The sequence below is a fragment of the Bradyrhizobium sp. CIR18 genome (genome assembly GCF_014198295.1).
Taxonomy (GTDB): Bacteria; Pseudomonadota; Alphaproteobacteria; order Rhizobiales; family Xanthobacteraceae; genus Bradyrhizobium.
Window position 1 is genome coordinate 98149 of sequence record NZ_JACIHF010000020.1, and the last position, 17549, is coordinate 115697.

Consider the following 17549-nt stretch of genomic DNA (forward strand, 5'->3'; position numbering starts at 1 on the left):
GAGGGAGGGAAAAATGACGAGGACCCGCACGCCGGGCATCAGCCGCCGTTCAACGCTGGCGCTGATGGGCGCCGGTGCGATGAGTGTTGCCGCGCCTTGGGTGGCGCGTGCGCAAGCCAAGACCATCAAGATCGGTATGCCGACGATCCTGTCGGGCCGCGTGGCCCAGCTCGGCACGTCCTCGCGCAATGCGGTGATGCTCGAGGTCGAGAAGGTCAACGTCGCCGGCGGCCTGGCCGGCCGGCAGATCGAGATGGTGATCCGCGATTCCAAGGGCCAGCCGCAGGAAGCCGCCCGCGTCGCGCGCGAGCTCGTGAATACCGATGGCTGTGAGCTGCTGATCGACGCCGAAGCCTCGTCTGGCGCCTTCGCGGTGCATGAGGTTGCACGCGATCTCGGCGTGTTCTGCATCCACACCAATTCGGAAACTTCGTCGCTGACTGCGGACCCGAAGCAGCACATTCCCAATGCCTTCCGCACTGCGCGACAGGGCGTGCACGATTCCATCATCGGCGGCAGCTATGCCGCGGCGATCGCCAAGACCAAGGGTCTGAAGAAATGGGCGACCTGCTCGCCCGATTATGCTTATGGCCGCGACACAACGGCGGAGTTCACGCTGTACCTGAAGCGCTTCGCGCCCGAGGTCGAGATCATCAGCGAGTCCTGGCCCAAGCTGTTCCAGCCCGACTACACCGAGGTGGTGACGAAGATCCTTCAGGCCAAACCCCAGGCGCTTTATTCCTGCCTGTGGGGCGGCGATCTCACCTCCTATATCGATCAGGCCAACATCTACGCGATGTTCGGCCAGTTGGAGGTGTTCGCGGTCAACATGGCCGACTACACCGCGCTCACTGTCGTGAAGAACCTGCCCAAGGGCATCCACTCCGGCAACCGCTACATTAAGACCTTCCCGACCACGCCGGAGAATGCCGCCTGGGGCGACGCCTACAAGGCGAAGTACAACGAATATCCGACCAACTGGTCGTGGGAGAACGCCACCGCCATCATGCTGATGGCGGAAGCCGCGAAGAAGGCGAACTCCGCCGACGGCAAGAAGATCGCGGAGGCGTTGAAGGGCCTCACCATCAAGTGCCCGTTCGGTGCCGACGGCACCGTGACGATGCGCGGCGACGACCACACCCTGGTCGGCTACGCCATCGGCTGGGGCACCACGATCCCGCAGGAGCCATATGTGCCGGAGGTCAAGGCGGGCGACTGGAAGACGATCTTCGAGCTGGAGGCCGAGTGGAAGAAGAGCAAGGGCTACACCTGATCTGATGTGCGGCGGAGACGGGCGACCGTCTTCGCCGTTTCGTTTGATTTTTCGCGCCGTGTCAGGCGCCCGATAATGAAAGTGCTCTCGTGGATTTCGACGCGCTTGCCGGCTGCCTCTCCAGTTCCGCCTGCCTGGTGACGCAAACCACCAGCGGCCTCATCATCGGCATGCTGCTGTTTCTCGTGGCGGTCGGGCTGACGCTGATCTTCGGCGTGCTCAAGGTGGTCAATTTCAGCCACGGCGCCTTCTACATGTTTGGCGCCTATTTCGCGATGACCGCCTATCAGCTCACCGGCAGTTTCGCGCTGGCGATGCTGGCGGGCGCTGCCGGCACCGCTATTCTCGGCCTGATCTTCGAGCGCGTCTTCATGAGCCGCGTCTATGGCGCCGACGTCTTGATGCAGCTCCTGGTCTGCTACGCCTTCGTGCTGATTTTCGACGATGTCGTGCGCCTGATCTGGGGGCCGGAATTCAAGTCGATGGGCATGCCGTCCGCGTTCCAGGTGATGCCGCTGTTCATCGCCGGAGGCGTGGTGCCGCCTTATTACCTGCTGCTGATCGGCGTCGCGCTTGTCGCGGCCATTGTGCTCGGCATCGGGCTGTCGCGCAGCCGGATCGGCAAGGTGATCCGCGCCGCCGCGCAGAATCCCGGCATGGTGTCCGCGCTCGGCATCAACACCGGCTTGATCTATGGCGGCGTGTTCGCGCTCGGCGGCATGCTGGCGGGGCTCGCGGGTGCACTCGCCGCACCGGTGCGTTCGCTGACGCCCGGCATGGGATTTTCGGTGCTGATCGAATCCTTCATCGTCACCGTGATCGGCGGCATGGGCTCGATCCTGGGCGCCCTGATCGGCGCGCTGCTGCTCGGCCTGATCCGCTCGTTCGGCTCGCTCGGCTTTCCCCTGTTCACCGAAGGCCTGATGTATCTGTTCATGGTGATCGTGCTGGTCTCGAAACCCACCGGCCTGTTCGGCAAGGAGGCGGCATGACCGAGCTGGAGGCCGGACGTGCGCAAGGGCTGGCACCCGTGCGCGGTGGCTCGGTGCTGCAACGTTATCGCGACGTCCTGATCGCGCTGGTCGCCTTTGCCGTGCTGGCGAGCCTACCGCTGTTGACGGGCAGCAAGGCGCTGCTCGATTTCGTCATCCGCTGCTCCGCCTACGGGCTGTTCGCGACCTCGCTCAACCTACTGGTCGGCTACACCGGCCTGACCTCGTTCGGCCATGGCATGTTCTTCGGCCTTGGCGCTTACAGTTTCGGCCTGATCATGCAGAAGCTCGGGGTGCCCATTCCGGTCGCCTTCGTGGCGACGCTGGCGATCACGGCGCTCGTTGCGGCTGTCATCGGCGCCATCTGCGTGCGGCTGAAGGAGATCTATTTCGCCTTCGTCACGCTCGCCTTCCAGATGCTGATCCACTCGTCCATCCTGTCCTGGGCTTCCTTCACCGGCGGCGACCAAGGCCTGCGCGGCGGCATTCCGCGACCGGTCTTTCTCGGCATTGATCTCGCCAACCACGTCCATCTCTACATCACCAGTTGCGCGCTGTTGATCCTCGGACTGCTCGGGATGCGCCAGATCGCGCAATCGCCGTTCGGCTACACGTTGCGGATGATCCGCGACAATGCCGCGCGCGCGAGCTTTCTCGGTATCGACGTCTGGCGCGCCAAGCTCACCGTGTTCGTGCTGGCAGCGCTGTTCGCGGCGATGGGCGGCATGGTGATGGCGCTGTTCGTCTCCGGGGCCTATCCGGAATTCGCCTATTGGACCATCTCGGGTGAGGGCATCTTCATCAACACGCTCGGCGGTGTCTCAACCTTCCTCGGGCCGATGGTCGGCACCGTGCTCTTGCTGCTGCTCAACGACACCGTGACGCGGTTCACCGAGTACCATGGCATCGTGCTCGGCGTTGTCATCCTGTTCTTCGCGCTGGGCCTGCGCAAAGGCCTGCTGGATTTCGTCGCGGAATGGTTTTCGCAGCGGCGCGACGCAGGCGAGGGCCGCTAGCGATGCTGGAGATCCGCAACCTCGCAAAGTCCTTTGGCGGCGTGAAGGCAACCAACGACGTCTCGTTGGATTTCCCCGACGGCTCGCTCACCGCGGTGATTGGTCCGAACGGCGCCGGCAAGAGCACCTTCTTCAATCTGATCACCGGCGCGTTGAAGCCTGACACCGGCCAGGTGCTGCTCGACGGAGTCGATCTCGCCGGCCGCTCGCCGCCGGAGATCGTCCGGCACGGCATCGGCCGCGCCTTCCAGGTTGCGAGCATCTTCAAGTCGCTGACGGTGCAGGAAACAATGCTCGCTGCGGTCAGTGCCGACCAGCGCAGCTCGGCGGTGCTGCACAAGCGCTTTCCGTTGGCGGAGACGCGCGACCGCGCCGAGCACGTGATGGAGCTGCTCGGCCTTGCGGGCAAACGCCATCGCACCGCCGCGACACTGTCGCATGGCGATCAGAAGCTGCTCGATATTGCCCTTGCGCTGGTGCTCGAACCAAAAGTGCTGCTGCTGGACGAGCCGACCGCCGGAATGGGCCCCGAAGAGCGCTGGCGCATGATCGACAAGGTGCGCGAGCTCTGGGAGACCCAGAAGATCACCGTCGTCTTCATCGAGCACGACATGGACATCGTGTTCAAGATCGCGCCCAAAATCGTCGTGCTCTGCTATGGCCGCATTCTTGCGACCGGCACGCCCGAGGAGATCCGCAACAACAGCGCCGTGATCGAGGCCTATCTTGGCACCGAGCATGCGGGAGCGACCGCATGAGTTCTGTCGTCATCGAAGTCGTCGATCTCGACGTCTATTACGGCACCAGCCAGATCCTGTTCGGCGTCGGCCTCTCGGTGCGGCAGGGCGAGACCATGGCGCTGCTGGGCCGCAACGGCGCCGGCAAGTCCACGACCATGAAGGCGATCATGGGGCTGGCGCCGCCGCGGCGCGGCAGGGTGAGCCTCCGCGGCTCGGTGATCTCCGGCTGGAAGCCGCACCATATCGCGCGTGCCGGCCTCGGCTTCGTGCCGGAGGACCGCCAGATCTTTCCGGAGCATACCGTCGAGGACAATCTCGTGATCGGAAAGAAGAAGGGGCCGGAGGGCCAGGACGAATGGCCGATCAAGCGCATCTATGAGGTGTTCCCGCTGCTGGAGCCGCTGCGCCATCGCATTGGAGGGCGTCTTTCGGGCGGCGAGCAGCAGATGCTGGCCATCGCGCGCACGCTGATGGGCAATCCGGCGCTGTTGCTGCTGGACGAGCCGAGCGAGGGGCTCGCGCCGATCATCGTGCAGCGGATCGGCGAGCTGTTGCGGCAGCTTCGAAGCATCGGATCGACCGTGCTGATCGCCGAGCAGAACATGCATTTCTGCCTGGGGCTCGCGAGCCACGCCACGATCATCGACAAGGGCCAGATCGTCTACGCCGCCGGAATCGACGAGCTGAAAGCCAATGAGGCGATCCGCCGGCGTTATCTGGCCCTTTGAGCCGGGCGGGCGGTGCCCGAATAGGCCCGAAGAAGAAAATGGTTGTCCGGGGTCATTCCGGCGGAAGGAGTTTCCCCGCGGGGGACCAAAAAAGCCAATCGCTTCCATTGCTGTTTGGGGTCGAAAAGACGACATTTCAGCCACGAATTGATGGATTGGCCTGCTATGGAACGCACTGGATTTGAGCCCTTCGGCGAGCAATTGGTGTCCGCAACGGATGCCCAGCCGAAGTCGCGCGCGTCAAAGCTCCTGTTGCGGGTGGGCACCGGCCTGTTCTGGTCGCTCGTGGCCGGAATTGTGCTCGCGCGTGCAGCGTTCTTCGAACCCGGCGTCTACGACGGGTTCAGCCGTGTGGCCTCGCTCGCCAAGAGCCTGATCTTCTGAGGCCGTTTATTCCGGGTTGAGGACAGAACTTCCCTCGGCCCTGATATGTCGAAAACTTATTCCCCATTGAGCTGGCGCTGCGTATAAATCTTTCTCCCCTGGGAGAGATTTGTGTCGCAGAATCAAGCATCCAGCCCGGCCGATGCCAAGCCGGCCACCGCCGCGAGCCGTATTTTCGCGCTGATTCCAGGCATCCTCCTCTGTATCGCCGTCGCCGGTGTCTCGGCCCTGCTAGAAAGGGCTGAGCTCGGGGTGTTCGAGCATCCCTACGTCGAGGCGCTGGTGATGGCGATCCTGCTCGGGATGGCCCTGCGCAGCTTCTGGAAACCCGCGCCGCGCTGGCAGGCCGGCATCGCCTTCAGCGCGAAACAGCTGCTCGAAGTCGCGGTCATGCTGCTGGGCGCCTCGATCAGCTTCGCCGCCATCGCGGCTTCCGGCGTCGCGCTGCTGGCGTCGATCGCAGCCGTCGTGGTGATTGCACTCTGCGTGTCCTTTGGCATCAGCCGGATGCTGGGCCTGTCGACGCGGCTGTCGATCCTGATCGCCTGCGGCAACTCGATCTGCGGCAATTCGGCGATCGCCGCCGTGGCGCCGATTATCGGCGCCAACAATGACGAGATCGCATCCTCGATCTCCTTCACCGCGATCCTTGGCGTGATGATGGTGCTCGGCCTGCCGCTGCTGATTCCGCTGTTGCAATTGTCTGCCACGCAATACGGCATCCTCGCCGGCCTCACGGTCTATGCGGTGCCGCAGGTGCTGGCCGCGACGGTCCCGGCCGGGCTCGTCTCGACGCAGATCGGCACGCTCGTGAAGCTGATGCGTGTGCTGATGCTCGGGCCGGTCGTCGTCGGCCTGTCGCTGGTTGCCTCGCGCTGGCAGAGCGATGCCAAGAAGACCAGCGTCGGCTTCTTCCGCCTCGTGCCCTGGTTCATCCTCGGCTTTCTGGCGCTGGCGACCTTGCGTTCCCTCGAGATCGTGCCGGGGACGGTGGTTGGGCCGGTGACCAAGATCACGAGTTTTCTCACTGTGGTGTCGATGGCGGCCCTCGGACTCGGCGTCGACGTGCGCGTGCTCGCCAATGTCGGCGGGCGGGTGACGGCCGCGGTGACGCTGTCGCTGATGCTGCTGCTCGGAATCAGCATCGCACTGGTGCATTGGTTCAAGTGAAGGGCGCGCTCTCTGGACTTCCCCCGCCAGACGTTTATTGCTCTTCGCCAATATGATCGGCTGTGGCTGATCCGAGAAACAGTGAGGGCGCGGCCATGACGATATTGACGGTGAAAGACCTTCTCCCCGAGGACGGAACACGCGGCACACTCGCCGGCCGCGTCTGGCTGCCGCAGGCGAACGGTCCGGCCGTGGTCGCCGTCCGTGGCGATGGCGTGTTCGACGTCACCGCAAGATTTCCGACCATCAGCGCGCTCTGCGAAGAGGACAACCCAGCCAAGGCGCTGAGCCTGACCAAGGGCGAGCGCATCGGCGATCTCGACGCCATCGTGGCCAACACGGCGCCGGACCAGCGCGATCGCCAAAAGCCGTGGCTGCTTGCGCCCGTGGACCTGCAGACGCTGAAAGCTGCTGGCGTGACTTTCGCCATCTCGATGCTGGAGCGCGTGATTGAGGAGCGGGCGAAGGGCAATCCCGCCTCGGCCGAAGCGATCCGCAAGGAGGTGACGCGGCTGATCGGCGACGATTTGTCAAAGCTCAAGCCGGGCTCCGACCAGGCGATGCATCTGAAGCAGGTGCTGATCGATCAGAACGCCTGGAGCCAATATCTCGAGGTTGGCATCGGTCCCGATGCCGAAGTCTTCACCAAGGCGCCGACCATGTCCTCGGTCGGGACCGGCATGGATGCCGGCCTGCATCCGAAATCGACCTGGAACAACCCGGAGCCGGAGCTCGTGCTGTTCGTGTCGAGCCGCGGCAAGATCGTCGGCGGCGCACTCGGCAACGACGTGAATCTGCGCGACTTCGAAGGACGCTCCGCGCTGCTGCTGTCGAAGGCCAAGGACAACAACGCCTCCTGCGCGATCGGACCGCTGCTGCGCCTGTTCGACGACAGCTTTACGCTCGACGATGCGCGCAAGCTCGACATCAGCCTGAACGTGAAGGGAGCGGACGGCTTCATTCTCGACGGCCATTCCTCGATCAGCAAGATCAGCCGTGATCCGACCGATCTGGTCGAGCAGACCATCGGCAAGGTGCATCAATACCCTGATGGCTTCGTGCTGTTCCTCGGCACGATGTTCGCGCCAGTCAAGGATCGCGATGCGCCGGGGCAGGGGTTCACCCACAAGCGCGACGACATCGTCACGATCGCAGCGCCGCAACTCGGCAAGCTCGTCAACCGGATGCGCACCAGCGACGAGTGCGAGCCCTGGACCTTCGGCATCGGTGCGCTGATGAAGAACCTGGCGCAGCGGAAGCTGATTTAGCGCTTCACGTCTCGCAGCTGACCTCCTAAGCGAACGTCTATGGGGCCGTCATGCCCGGGCTTGTCCCGGGCATCGACGTTCTTCGTCATGCGAGATGAGGCGTGGATGGCCCGGACAAGCCCGGCCATGACGGTGTCCGCGGGTGGATCCAACCACAAACTTCCTTCATCTTCCCGTTGCATCGGTGGAACAAAATCGCGCTTGGCGTGTCTTAGAACCGCTTGCCGCCGCTCGGGCGCGTTTTCCTTCAAATAGTCAAATAATATGACTAGTCGGAACCCTTCTTCCGTGAAATAGTCCCTCCCGCCGCCTCAAAGGCCGGCCTGCGGGTGCCATGCTACCAATCGGCGCCCCGGATAACATCTTGGGAGACTCGCCTGATGATCCTCAAAGCCCTCTTTGCGGCCAGCGCCACGGCCGCCTTGCTGCTCGCGCTGCCGGCGAATGCCGCCGAGCTCACCATCGGCTTCTCGCAGATCGGATCGGAATCCGGCTGGCGCGCCGCCGAGACGTCGGTCTCCAAGCAGGAGGCCGCCAAGCGCAAAGTCAATCTCAAGATCGCCGACGCGCAGCAGAAGCAGGAGAACCAGATCAAGGCGATCCGCTCCTTCATCGCGCAGAACGTCGATGCGATCTTCCTCGCGCCCGTGGTCTCGACCGGCTGGGACTCGGTGCTGAAGGAGGCCAAGGAAGCCAAGATCCCGGTCGTGCTGCTCGACCGCGACATCGATCCCTCCGGCAAGGAGCTCTATCTCACCGCCGTAACCTCGGACAGCGTGCATGAGGGCGAGGTCGCCGGCGACTGGCTGGCCAAGACGGTCGGCGCCAAGGCCTGCAACATCGTCGAGCTGCAGGGCACGGTCGGCGCCAGCGTCGCCACCAACCGCAAGAAAGGCTTCGACACCGCCATCGCCAAGCACGCGAACCTGAAGGTGGTGCGCAGCCAGACCGGCGACTTCACCCGCGCCAAGGGCAAGGAGGTAATGGAAAGCTTCATCAAGGCCGAAGGCGGCGGCAAGAACATCTGCGCGGTCTACGCCCACAACGACGACATGATGGTGGGCGCGATTCAGGCGATGAAGGAAGCCGGCCTCAAGCCTGGCAAGGACATCCTCACCGTTTCGATCGACGCGGTCCCCGATATCTTCAAGGCGATGGTTGCCGGCGAAGCGAACGCCACGGTGGAGTTGACGCCGAACATGGCGGGCCCGGCGCTCGATGCCGTCGCAGCCTTCAAGGGCAAGGGCACGGTTCCGCCGAAGTGGATCCAGACCGAGTCCAAGCTCTATACCGCCGCCGACGATCCGCAGAAGATCTACGACAGCAAGAAGGGCCTCGGTTATTGAGGGGGGCTCCGCGCCGGACCGCCTCCAGTGGTCCGGCGATCCCCCTTCGAAACCGCTGCACGAACGGCTAGGCTGGGTGTCCGCTTCAATGGCGGGCACCCGTGGGAGTGAATTTGCCATGCAGAACAGCCCCGATCCTGCTCTGCCCCTTCTTGAGGTGCGCGGGATCAGCAAAAGCTTTGGCGCTGTGCGCGCGCTGCAGGAGGTCGACTTCACGCTGCGCGCCGGCGAGATCCATGCGCTGCTCGGCGAGAACGGCGCCGGCAAGTCCACGCTGATCAAGGTCGTCACCGGCGTATTCCCGCGTGATGCCGGCATCGTCAGGATCGGCGGTGAAGAGGTCGCGCCGCGCTCGGCCAAGGCAGCGCTGGCAGCGGGCATTGCCACCGTCTACCAGGAAGTCAACCTGCTGCCGAACCTGTCGGTGGCGCAGAACCTGTTCCTCGATCGCCAGCCGATGCGCTTCGGCATCGTGCGCGAGGGCGAGATGCGCCGCCGCGCCAAGGCGCTGCTTGCGGAGTTTGGCCTCGACATCGACGTTGCCGCGCCGCTCAGCAGCTATTCGGTCGCTGTGCAGCACGTCACCGCGATCGCCCGCGCCGTCGATCTCTCCGCGCGCGTGCTGATCCTGGACGAGCCCACCGCAAGCCTCGACCGCCACGAGGTCGAGATCCTGTTCGGCATCATGCGCCAGCTTGCCAAGCGCGGCATCGGCATCGTCTTCGTCAGTCATTTTCTCGATCAGGTCTATGAGATCTCCGATCGCATCACGGTGCTGCGTAACGGCCGCCTCGTTGGGGAGCGCGAGACCGCCTCGCTGCCCCGGCTCGAGCTGATCCGGCTGATGCTCGGCCGCGAATTGGCCGAAACCACCGGCGCGCGCGCATCAGTGGGCGAGCACAAGGTGCGCGAGGTCTGCGCGAGTTTCGAGAATTACGGCAAGGCCGGCTATGTCGCGCCGTTCAATCTCGAGCTGCGCCATGGCGAGGTCGTCGGTCTCGCCGGCCTCCTCGGCTCGGGCCGGACCGAGACGGCGCGGCTGGTGTTCGGCGCCGAGCGCGCCGATGGCGGGAAGGCGAGGGTGGAGGGTGCGCCGGTGCGGCTGCAGTCGCCCCGCGACGGCGTCCGCCACGGCTTTGGCTATTGCCCGGAGGAGCGCAAGACCGACGGCATCGTCGCCGAGCTCACCGTGCGCGAGAACATCGTGCTCGCGCTCCAGGCCAAGCGCGGCCTGCATCGGCCGCTGTCGCGCCGCGAGCAGGACGAGCTCGCGCGCCGCTACGTCAAGATCCTCGACATCCGCCCGCCCGATCCGGAGCGCCCCGTGGGCCTGCTCTCCGGCGGCAACCAGCAAAAGGTGTTGCTGGCGCGTTGGCTCGCGACCTCGCCGCGGCTTCTCGTGCTGGACGAGCCGACCCGCGGCATCGATGTCGGCGCGCATGCCGAAATCATCCGCCTGATCCGCGAGCTCTGCGACGACGGGCTTTCGCTGCTCGTGATCTCCTCCGAGCTCGACGAGATCGTGACCTATTCGGACCGCGTCGTCGTGCTGCGCGACCGCGCCCATATCGAGGAGCTCGCGGGCGAGGCGATCGACGTCGGCAACATTCTCGCCGCCATTGCCGCCGATAGCGTCGCTGTTGCGCTTGAGGCCCACACATGACAGCGCTGCTGCCGCGCCGCGGCCTTGCCCAGATCCTGGCGCTGATCGTCATCCTCGCGCTCGATCGCGTGGTGTCGCCGCAATTCTTCGACCTGCGCCTGCAGGACGGCCGGCTGTTCGGCAGCCTGATCGACGTGCTCAACCGCGGCACGCCGGTGGCGCTGCTCTCGCTCGGCATGGTGCTGGTGATCGCGACGCGTGGCATCGATCTCTCGGTCGGCGCCGTCATGGCGATCTGCGGCGCGATCGCAGCGAGCCTCGCCGACACTCACAGTCTGGCCGTCGTGCTGGCGGCAGCACTCGGCGCGGGCTTGATTTGCGGCCTGTGGAACGGCTTCCTCGTCGCGGTGCTCGGCATGCAGCCGATCGTGGCGACGTTGATTTTGATGGTGGCGGGACGCGGCATCGCCCAGCTCATCACCGAGGGACGCATCGTGACGTTCTCCTCGCCGGATCTGGTCTGGCTCGGAAATGGCTCGGTGCTCGGACTGCCGGTGCCGGTGGTGATTGCCTTGGGCATGCTCATCCTGACCGGCGCGGTGGTGCGGGGCTCCGCGCTCGGCCTCCTGATCGAGGCGACCGGCGGCAATGCGCGCGCGAGCGAGCTTGCCGGTGTCGGCACCCGTGCGATGATCCTGTCGGTCTATGTCTGGTGCGGCGTCTGCGCCGCGCTGGCCGGCGTGATCGCGGCGGCCGACATCATGGGAGCGGACGCGAACAATGCCGGCCTCTGGCTCGAGCTCGATGCCATTCTGGCCGTGGTGATCGGCGGCACCTCGTTGTTCGGCGGCCGCTTCAGCCTCTTGCTGGCCGTCCTCGGTGCGCTGATTATCCAGACCATGAACACCGGCATCCTTTTGTCCGGCTATCCGCCGGAGTTCAACCTGCTGGTCAAGGCGGTGGTGGTGCTCACGGTGCTGTTGCTGCAATCGCCCAAGTTGACCGGATTTGCCGGCATCGCCGCGCGGCTGCGGAGGACGAAAGCATGAGAGGTCTGCCGCCTGCCCTCATCACGGCGATCGTGCTGGTCGCGGGCTTCGCCGCCTGCGCGGTGCAGTTTCCCAACATCGCCTCGACCCGCGTCGTCGGCAATCTCCTCACCGACAACGCTTTCCTCGGCATCGTCGCGGCCGGCATGACCTTCGTCATCATCTCCGGCGGCATCGATCTCTCGGTCGGCTCCGTGATCGGCTTCACCACCGTCTTTGTTGCGCTCGCGATCGAGCGCTGGGGCATGCCGCCGCTGGTTGCTTTCGTCGTCGTCATCGCACTCTCGGCGGCCTTCGGTGCGGCGATGGGCGCGGTGATCCATGTCTTTGATTTGCCACCCTTCATCGTGACGCTCGCCGGCATGTTCCTGGCGCGCGGAGCGAGCTTTCTGCTCTCCACCGAATCCATACCGATCACCGCGCCGATCTATTCCACCGTGTCGGACTTCGCCTTGCGATTGCCGGGTGGCGGGCGGTTGACGGCGATTGCGATCATCATGCTCGCGATCGTGATCGGCGGAGCCTTGCTGCTGCATCTCACCCGGTTCGGCGCCAATGTCTATGCGCTCGGCGGCAGCCGGACGACAGCGAGCCTGATGGGGGTTGCGGTCGGCAAGATGACGGTGAAGATCTATATGCTGTCGGGCCTGCTCGCAGGCATCGCCGGCATCGTCTTCTCGTTCTACACCAGCGCTGGCTATTCGCTTTCCGCCGTCGGCGTCGAGCTCGACACCATCGCGGCCGTCGTGATCGGCGGCACGCTGCTCACGGGCGGGCAGGGCTCGGTGATCGGTACTTTCCTCGGCGTGCTGATCCAGGGTCTGATCCAGACCTACATCAATTTCGACGGCACGCTGTCGAGTTGGTGGACCAAGATCGCGACCGGCATGTTGCTGTTCGCCTTCATTGCTTTGCAGCAGGGACTGGTCGCGCTCGCGCGCCGGCCGCTGGCGAAGAGCGCAGGAGCCGCCACATGACATCGCGCATCGTCGTCATCCCGACGCGGCGGGCTCACTCCAACCATGCGGAGGTCGCCCGCTCGATCGGCGTCGACATCATCGCCGGCCGCTACGCGGAAGGGACGCGCCTGCCTGGTGATGCCGAGATGATCGCGATGTTCGGCGTGTCGCGGCCGGTGCTGCGGGAGAGCGTGAAGACCCTGGTCGCCAAGGGCCTGCTGACCACCAAGGCGCGCGTCGGCACCGTCGTACGCGAACGCGCCGCCTGGAACATGTTCGACGCCGACGTGCTGGCCTGGCATCTGGACGCCGGTATCGACAAGCGTTTCCTCAATGACCTCGCCGAGATCCGTCTCGCGGTCGAGCCGCGCGCGGCCATGCTGGCGGCCAAGCAGCGGTCGGAGGAGGATCTGGCCGAACTTCGGCGCAGCATGGAGCGCATGCGGCTCGAAGCGTCCGATTCGGTCGGCTTTGCCGATGCCGACCTCGCACTTCACGTCGCCGTGGCGCGCGCCTCCGGCAACCTGTTCATGCGCTCGATCGGCCACGTCATCGAGGCCGCGCTTCGCGCCTCGTTCCTGCTGAGCGCGCCGGTCGAATTGGAAGACCGCGACACGGTGTTGCTCTGGCACCAGAAGATCGTCGATGCGATTGCGGCCGGCGATGCGGAGGCCGCCTCTGAGGCGATGATTTTCGTCATTCACAACGGCATGCATCGCCATGAGGGCACGGTCATCGAGACCGCACCGGCCTCCGTGGAATCTGGAGAGGGATCGTGACGGAACTCCGCATTGCCATCGTCGGCTTCGGCAAGATCGCGCGTGACCAGCATGTCGGCGCAATCGCCGCCGTGCCGGGCGCGGGGCTGGCGGCGATTGCCAGCCGTAACGCCTCGCTGCCGGGACTGCCGCATTTCGCCACCATCGAGGAGCTGCTGGAAAAGGGACCGCCGATCGATGCGGTCTCGCTCTGCACGCCGCCGCAGGTGCGTCGCGCGCAGGCTGCCGCGGCGCTCGCCGCCGGCAAGCATGTCATGCTGGAGAAGCCGCCGGGTATCGGTGTCGCCGAGCTCGATCCGCTGATCGCGATGGCGGCGGAGGCAAAGCGAACGCTGTTTGCGACCTGGCATTCACGCCATGCGCCGGCGGTCGAGCCTGCGCGGCAATGGCTCACTGAGCGTCGCATCAAGTCGGTGCACATCAGCTGGAAGGAAGATGTCCGCGTCTGGCATCCCGGGCAGGGCTGGATCTGGGAGCCGGGCGGCCTCGGCGTGTTCGACCCCGGCATCAACGCGCTGTCGATCCTGACCAGGATCCTGCCGAAACCCGTGTTCGTCACCGCGGCTGAGCTGGCGTTTCCCGCCAATTGCCAGGCACCGATTGCGGCGAACCTGACGCTGACCGACATCGATGGCCTTGCTGTCACCGCCGAGTTCGATTTCCGCCAGACCGGACCGCAGAGCTGGGATATCGTCGTCGAAACGGACCAGGGCCGGATGACTTTGTCCAGCGGTGGCGCGCGGATGGAGGTCGACGGCAAGGTGCTTGCCGAGGCGCCCGATGAGGAATATCGCGGACTCTACCGGCGCTTCGTCGAGCTCGCGGCGACCGGCGCAAGCGACGTCGATCTGACGCCGCTTCGCCTCGTCGCCGACGCCTTCCTGCTCGGCAGGCGCACCGTGGTCGAACCGTTTGTGGATTAGACATGGCCGCATCAAAAATCACAAAAGACATCTTCGGAACACTGCCTGACGGCCGCGAAGTCGAGCGCATCGTGCTGCGCGGCGAGGACGGCTTCGAGGCGCGCATCATCACCCACGGCGCGGTGATCCAGGCGCTGATTGCGCCGGATGCGAAGGGCGGTCACGACGATGTCGTGCTCGGCCATGATGCGTTCGCCGGCTATCTCGCGGAGCGAAAGTTCCTTGGGGCCACCGTCGGCCGCTACGCCAACCGCATTGCCAACGGACAGTTCTCGCTCGACGGTGAAACGGTGCAGCTCCCGGTTAACAACGGCCCGAACGCGCTGCACGGCGGCCTCGATGGATTTGACCGCAAGCTCTGGCAGATTGCGGAGATCGACGACGGCGCCGAGCCCGCGGTGACACTCACCTACACGAGCCCGCACGGCGAGGAGAATTATCCCGGCCAGCTCGATGTCCGCCTGACCTATCGCGTCACCGGCCCGACCGAATTGTCGTTGAGCATGGAGGCGCGGACCGACCGTCCCACCATCGTCAACCTCACCAACCACAGCTTCTTCAATCTGGAAGGCGCAACGTCAGGTACGCCCATTCTCGATCACAGGCTGACGGTCGCCGCCGAGCATTTCCTCGCCATCGACCCCACCGCCATTCCGCTGCCTGGACCGCCGCGCGCGGTGGCGGGAACGCCGTTCGACTTCCGCGAGCCTCGGCAAGTTGGCGAGCGCATCCGGCAGAGCGATGAGCAATTGCGCAACGGCAGGGGTTACGACCACACCTACTGCCTTGCGCGCGAAGGCAAGCTTGCGCTCGCGGCGCGGCTGGAGGCATCGCGCGCGGGGCGCGTCATGGAGCTGTTCACCAACCAACCCGGCCTGCAAGTCTATTCCGGCAACTATCTCGACGGCACGATTTCGGGGAAGGGCGGCAAGCTGATCCGGCAATCGGATGCCATGTGCCTGGAGCCGCACATCTGGCCTGACGCGCCGAACCGGCCGGATTTCCCGAGCCCACGCCTCGATCCCGGCGGAGTTTATCGGCATCACACAGTCTATCGCTTCGGTGTGAGGGCGTCATGATGGAACAGGTGCCGACATCAGTTCTCTCGGACGATCCCTGTCATCTCGGCGAGGGCCCGACCTATGACGTGACCACAGACACCGCCTGGTGGTTCGACATTCGCGAGGGACGGCTGTTCGAGGCGCAACTCGACAGCGGCAGCATCCGCGTCCACGCGCTTGGCCGGATGGCGAGCGCGCTCGGGCGCATCGATGCCGAGCGCCAGCTGATCGTCGCCGAGGACGGTCTCTATATCCGCACGCTCGCCGATGGCGCGATGACGCTGTTCTGTCCGCTCGAGGCGGACAATCCTGCCACGCGCTCCAATGATTGCCGTGTGCACCAGTCCGGCACGTTCTGGATCGGCACCATGGGCAAGAAGGCCGAGCCGAAGGCGGGGGCGATATACGCGTTCCACCGCGGCAAGATCTCGACGCTGTTTCCCGGCATCAGCATTCCCAATTCGATCTGCTTCTCGCCGGACGGCGCCATTGGCTATTTCACCGACACCGTACGCGCCGTGCTCTACGCAGTCCCGCTCAATCCCGCGACCGGCCTGCCGCGCGGCGAGCCGGAGGTGCTGCTGCGACACACCGGTATCGGCGGCCTCGATGGCTCAGTGTGCGATGCCGACGGAAACATCTGGAATGCCTGCTGGGGCGCGAGCCGGATCGATGTCTATTCTCCGCAAGGCGAGCGTCTGCGCTCGCTGAGCGTGCCGGCAAAGCAGGCAAGCTGCCCCGCTTTCGTCGGCCCCGATCTGTCGCGCCTCCTCGTCACGTCAGCGTGGCAGGATATGGACGCGGCGGCACGCGCCGCCGATCCGCAAGCCGGTTGCACTTTTCTATTGGAGGCATCCGCGCGCGGTCGCGCGGAGCCCGACATCAAGCTCGCATAGGAGACCAGAGGCAGTCCACGACGACGTTCTCGACGAAACAAAGAAACAGTCTGACACCCAAGGGAGTAAAACATGCTGAAACTGAAGACGACATTCCTCGCACTGGCGTTGGCCGGCGCTGCGACGATGGCCACAGGCCTCACCGCCTCCGCCCAGGACAAGGCGACCGTCGGCATCGCGATGCCGACCAAATCGTCGGCGCGCTGGATCGACGACGGCAACAACATGGTCAAGGTGCTGAAGGAGCGCGGTTACAACACCGACCTGCAATATGCCGAGGATGACATCCCGAACCAGCTCTCGCAGGTCGAGAACATGGTGACCAAGGGCGCGAAAGCGCTGGTGATCGCTGCAATCGACGGCACCACGCTGTCCGACGTGCTCAAGCAGGCCAAGGCGAAGGGCATCACCGTGATCGCCTATGACCGCCTGATCCGCGGCACGCCGAACGTCGACTATTACGCGACCTTCGACAATTTCCAGGTCGGCGTGCTCCAGGCCGAGTCGATTGTGCAGGGCCTCGGTCTCAAAGACGGCAAGGGCCCGTTCAACATCGAGCTGTTCGGCGGCTCCCCCGACGACAACAACGCCTACTTCTTTTATAACGGCGCGATGAGCGTGCTGAAGCCCTATATCGACAGCGGCAAGCTCGTCGTCGGCTCGGGCCAGATGGGTATGGACAAGGTCGCGACGCTCCGCTGGGACGGCGCCACCGCCCAGGCCCGCATGGACAATCTGCTCAGCGCCTACTACGGCAACAAGAAGATCAACGCCGTGCTCTCGCCCTATGACGGCATCTCGATCGGCATCATCTCCTCACTGAAAGGCGTCGGCTACGGCAGCGCCGATCAGCCGATGCCGATCATTTCGGGTCAGGACGCCGAGGTGCCCTCGATCAAGGCGATGCTGCGCGGCGACCAATATTCGACCATCTTCAAGGATACCCGCGACCTCGCCAAGGTGACCGCCGACATGGTCGACGCCGCGCTTGCCGGCAAGCAGGTCACGGTCAACGACACCAAGACCTACGAGAACGGCGTCAAGACCGTGCCGTCCTACCTGCTCAAGCCGGTCGTGGTCTACAAGGACAATTGGGAGAAGGTGCTGGTCGACAGCGGCTACTACAAGAAGGCGCAGTTCCAGTAATACTCTTTCCTTCCCCTCTCCCCGCTTGCGGGGAGAGGGTTAGGGTGAGGGGGAGCCTCCGCGAGCGAGGTGGCAGTGGGACTCGCGGAGACGGGGGGGGGGCGCCCCCCCCCCCCCCCCCCCGGGGGGGGGGGGCCCCCCCCCCCCCCCCGCGGGGGGGGCGGGGGCGCGGGGGGGGGGGGAGAGAGAAGACCCCCACGGGGCGGGGACAGACCA

General features: G+C 65.0%; 17 protein-coding genes. All 17 read left to right on the forward strand.

Going from position 1 to position 17549, the window contains the following annotated elements; translation table 11 throughout:
* Positions 1–13 precede the first annotated feature (13 nt).
* The 17 genes from GGD65_RS36200 to chvE all read left to right on the forward strand — a co-directional run bounded on the left by GGD65_RS36200 (position 14) and on the right by chvE (position 17333).
* Entirely contained in the window at positions 14–1273 is a 1260-nt protein-coding gene (locus tag GGD65_RS36200) for an ABC transporter substrate-binding protein (RefSeq protein ID WP_183238307.1), read from the forward strand.
* An 89-nt stretch (positions 1274–1362) separates the two neighbouring features.
* Positions 1363–2265 carry a branched-chain amino acid ABC transporter permease gene (locus GGD65_RS36205; protein ID WP_018315894.1) on the forward strand — a complete coding sequence of 301 codons (903 nt, stop codon included), beginning with the start codon at positions 1363–1365 and terminating at the stop codon, positions 2263–2265.
* Positions 2262–3281, forward strand: a complete 1020-nt coding sequence (locus GGD65_RS36210; protein ID WP_183238308.1) for a branched-chain amino acid ABC transporter permease — start codon at positions 2262–2264, stop codon at positions 3279–3281. Before GGD65_RS36205 ends, GGD65_RS36210 begins: the two co-directional genes overlap by 4 nt.
* Before the next feature lie 2 nt (positions 3282–3283).
* Complete coding sequence (locus GGD65_RS36215; protein WP_018315896.1) at positions 3284–4039, forward strand: ABC transporter ATP-binding protein; 756 nt, start codon at positions 3284–3286, stop codon at positions 4037–4039.
* Positions 4036–4749 (forward strand): ABC transporter ATP-binding protein, encoded by a 714-nt coding sequence (locus tag GGD65_RS36220; protein WP_183238309.1) that lies wholly within the window; start codon positions 4036–4038, stop codon positions 4747–4749. The genes GGD65_RS36215 and GGD65_RS36220 overlap by 4 nt, the downstream gene beginning before the upstream one ends.
* Before the next feature lie 165 nt (positions 4750–4914).
* Positions 4915–5133: a hypothetical protein gene (locus GGD65_RS36225; RefSeq protein WP_018315898.1), complete on the forward strand. Its 219-nt coding sequence runs from the start codon at positions 4915–4917 to the stop codon at positions 5131–5133.
* 111 nt (positions 5134–5244) lie between these two features.
* The gene (locus GGD65_RS36230; RefSeq protein WP_183230967.1) at positions 5245–6303 is read left to right on the forward strand and encodes a putative sulfate exporter family transporter; all 1059 of its coding nucleotides are present in this window, start codon (positions 5245–5247) and stop codon (positions 6301–6303) included.
* A gap of 95 nt (positions 6304–6398) precedes the next feature.
* Positions 6399–7571 carry a fumarylacetoacetate hydrolase family protein gene (locus tag GGD65_RS36235; protein ID WP_183238310.1) on the forward strand — a complete coding sequence of 391 codons (1173 nt, stop codon included), beginning with the start codon at positions 6399–6401 and terminating at the stop codon, positions 7569–7571.
* 380 nt (positions 7572–7951) lie between these two features.
* Positions 7952–8917 carry a galactofuranose ABC transporter, galactofuranose-binding protein YtfQ gene (gene ytfQ / locus GGD65_RS36240; RefSeq protein ID WP_018315902.1) on the forward strand — a complete coding sequence of 322 codons (966 nt, stop codon included), beginning with the start codon at positions 7952–7954 and terminating at the stop codon, positions 8915–8917.
* A 118-nt stretch (positions 8918–9035) separates the two neighbouring features.
* On the forward strand, positions 9036–10580 hold the full coding sequence (locus GGD65_RS36245) for a sugar ABC transporter ATP-binding protein (protein WP_183238311.1): 1545 nt from the start codon (positions 9036–9038) through the stop codon (positions 10578–10580).
* Positions 10577–11569: an ABC transporter permease gene (locus tag GGD65_RS36250; RefSeq protein ID WP_183238312.1), complete on the forward strand. Its 993-nt coding sequence runs from the start codon at positions 10577–10579 to the stop codon at positions 11567–11569. Before GGD65_RS36245 ends, GGD65_RS36250 begins: the two co-directional genes overlap by 4 nt.
* Positions 11566–12546, forward strand: a complete 981-nt coding sequence (yjfF, locus tag GGD65_RS36255; RefSeq protein WP_183238313.1) for a galactofuranose ABC transporter, permease protein YjfF — start codon at positions 11566–11568, stop codon at positions 12544–12546. Before GGD65_RS36250 ends, yjfF begins: the two co-directional genes overlap by 4 nt.
* On the forward strand, positions 12543–13307 hold the full coding sequence (locus GGD65_RS36260; protein ID WP_018315906.1) for a FadR/GntR family transcriptional regulator: 765 nt from the start codon (positions 12543–12545) through the stop codon (positions 13305–13307). Before yjfF ends, GGD65_RS36260 begins: the two co-directional genes overlap by 4 nt.
* Entirely contained in the window at positions 13304–14230 is a 927-nt protein-coding gene (locus GGD65_RS36265; protein ID WP_018315907.1) for a Gfo/Idh/MocA family protein, read from the forward strand. The genes GGD65_RS36260 and GGD65_RS36265 overlap by 4 nt, the downstream gene beginning before the upstream one ends.
* Positions 14231–14232: 2 nt before the next feature.
* Positions 14233–15309 carry an aldose epimerase family protein gene (locus GGD65_RS36270; protein WP_183238314.1) on the forward strand — a complete coding sequence of 359 codons (1077 nt, stop codon included), beginning with the start codon at positions 14233–14235 and terminating at the stop codon, positions 15307–15309.
* Positions 15309–16187: an SMP-30/gluconolactonase/LRE family protein gene (locus GGD65_RS36275; protein ID WP_183238317.1), complete on the forward strand. Its 879-nt coding sequence runs from the start codon at positions 15309–15311 to the stop codon at positions 16185–16187. The genes GGD65_RS36270 and GGD65_RS36275 overlap by 1 nt, the downstream gene beginning before the upstream one ends.
* 72 nt (positions 16188–16259) lie before the next feature.
* Complete coding sequence (gene chvE, locus GGD65_RS36280; RefSeq protein WP_183238315.1) at positions 16260–17333, forward strand: multiple monosaccharide ABC transporter substrate-binding protein; 1074 nt, start codon at positions 16260–16262, stop codon at positions 17331–17333.
* Positions 17334–17549 lie beyond the last annotated feature (216 nt).

What these genes read in the sequence shown, in the direction of transcription:
- GGD65_RS36220 (WP_183238309.1), top strand. Translation starts at nt 4,036, where the DNA reads ATGAGTTCTGTCGTCATCGAAGTCGTCGATCTCGACGTCTATTACGGC.
- GGD65_RS36210 (WP_183238308.1), top strand. Translation starts at nt 2,262, where the DNA reads ATGACCGAGCTGGAGGCCGGACGTGCGCAAGGGCTGGCACCCGTGCGC.
- GGD65_RS36245 (WP_183238311.1), top strand. Translation starts at nt 9,036, where the DNA reads ATGCAGAACAGCCCCGATCCTGCTCTGCCCCTTCTTGAGGTGCGCGGG.
- GGD65_RS36270 (WP_183238314.1), top strand. Translation starts at nt 14,233, where the DNA reads ATGGCCGCATCAAAAATCACAAAAGACATCTTCGGAACACTGCCTGAC.
- GGD65_RS36200 (WP_183238307.1), top strand. Translation starts at nt 14, where the DNA reads ATGACGAGGACCCGCACGCCGGGCATCAGCCGCCGTTCAACGCTGGCG.
- chvE (WP_183238315.1), top strand. Translation starts at nt 16,260, where the DNA reads ATGCTGAAACTGAAGACGACATTCCTCGCACTGGCGTTGGCCGGCGCT.
- yjfF (WP_183238313.1), top strand. Translation starts at nt 11,566, where the DNA reads ATGAGAGGTCTGCCGCCTGCCCTCATCACGGCGATCGTGCTGGTCGCG.
- GGD65_RS36260 (WP_018315906.1), top strand. Translation starts at nt 12,543, where the DNA reads ATGACATCGCGCATCGTCGTCATCCCGACGCGGCGGGCTCACTCCAAC.
- GGD65_RS36250 (WP_183238312.1), top strand. Translation starts at nt 10,577, where the DNA reads ATGACAGCGCTGCTGCCGCGCCGCGGCCTTGCCCAGATCCTGGCGCTG.
- GGD65_RS36275 (WP_183238317.1), top strand. Translation starts at nt 15,309, where the DNA reads ATGGAACAGGTGCCGACATCAGTTCTCTCGGACGATCCCTGTCATCTC.
- GGD65_RS36225 (WP_018315898.1), top strand. Translation starts at nt 4,915, where the DNA reads ATGGAACGCACTGGATTTGAGCCCTTCGGCGAGCAATTGGTGTCCGCA.
- GGD65_RS36235 (WP_183238310.1), top strand. Translation starts at nt 6,399, where the DNA reads ATGACGATATTGACGGTGAAAGACCTTCTCCCCGAGGACGGAACACGC.
- ytfQ (WP_018315902.1), top strand. Translation starts at nt 7,952, where the DNA reads ATGATCCTCAAAGCCCTCTTTGCGGCCAGCGCCACGGCCGCCTTGCTG.
- GGD65_RS36215 (WP_018315896.1), top strand. Translation starts at nt 3,284, where the DNA reads ATGCTGGAGATCCGCAACCTCGCAAAGTCCTTTGGCGGCGTGAAGGCA.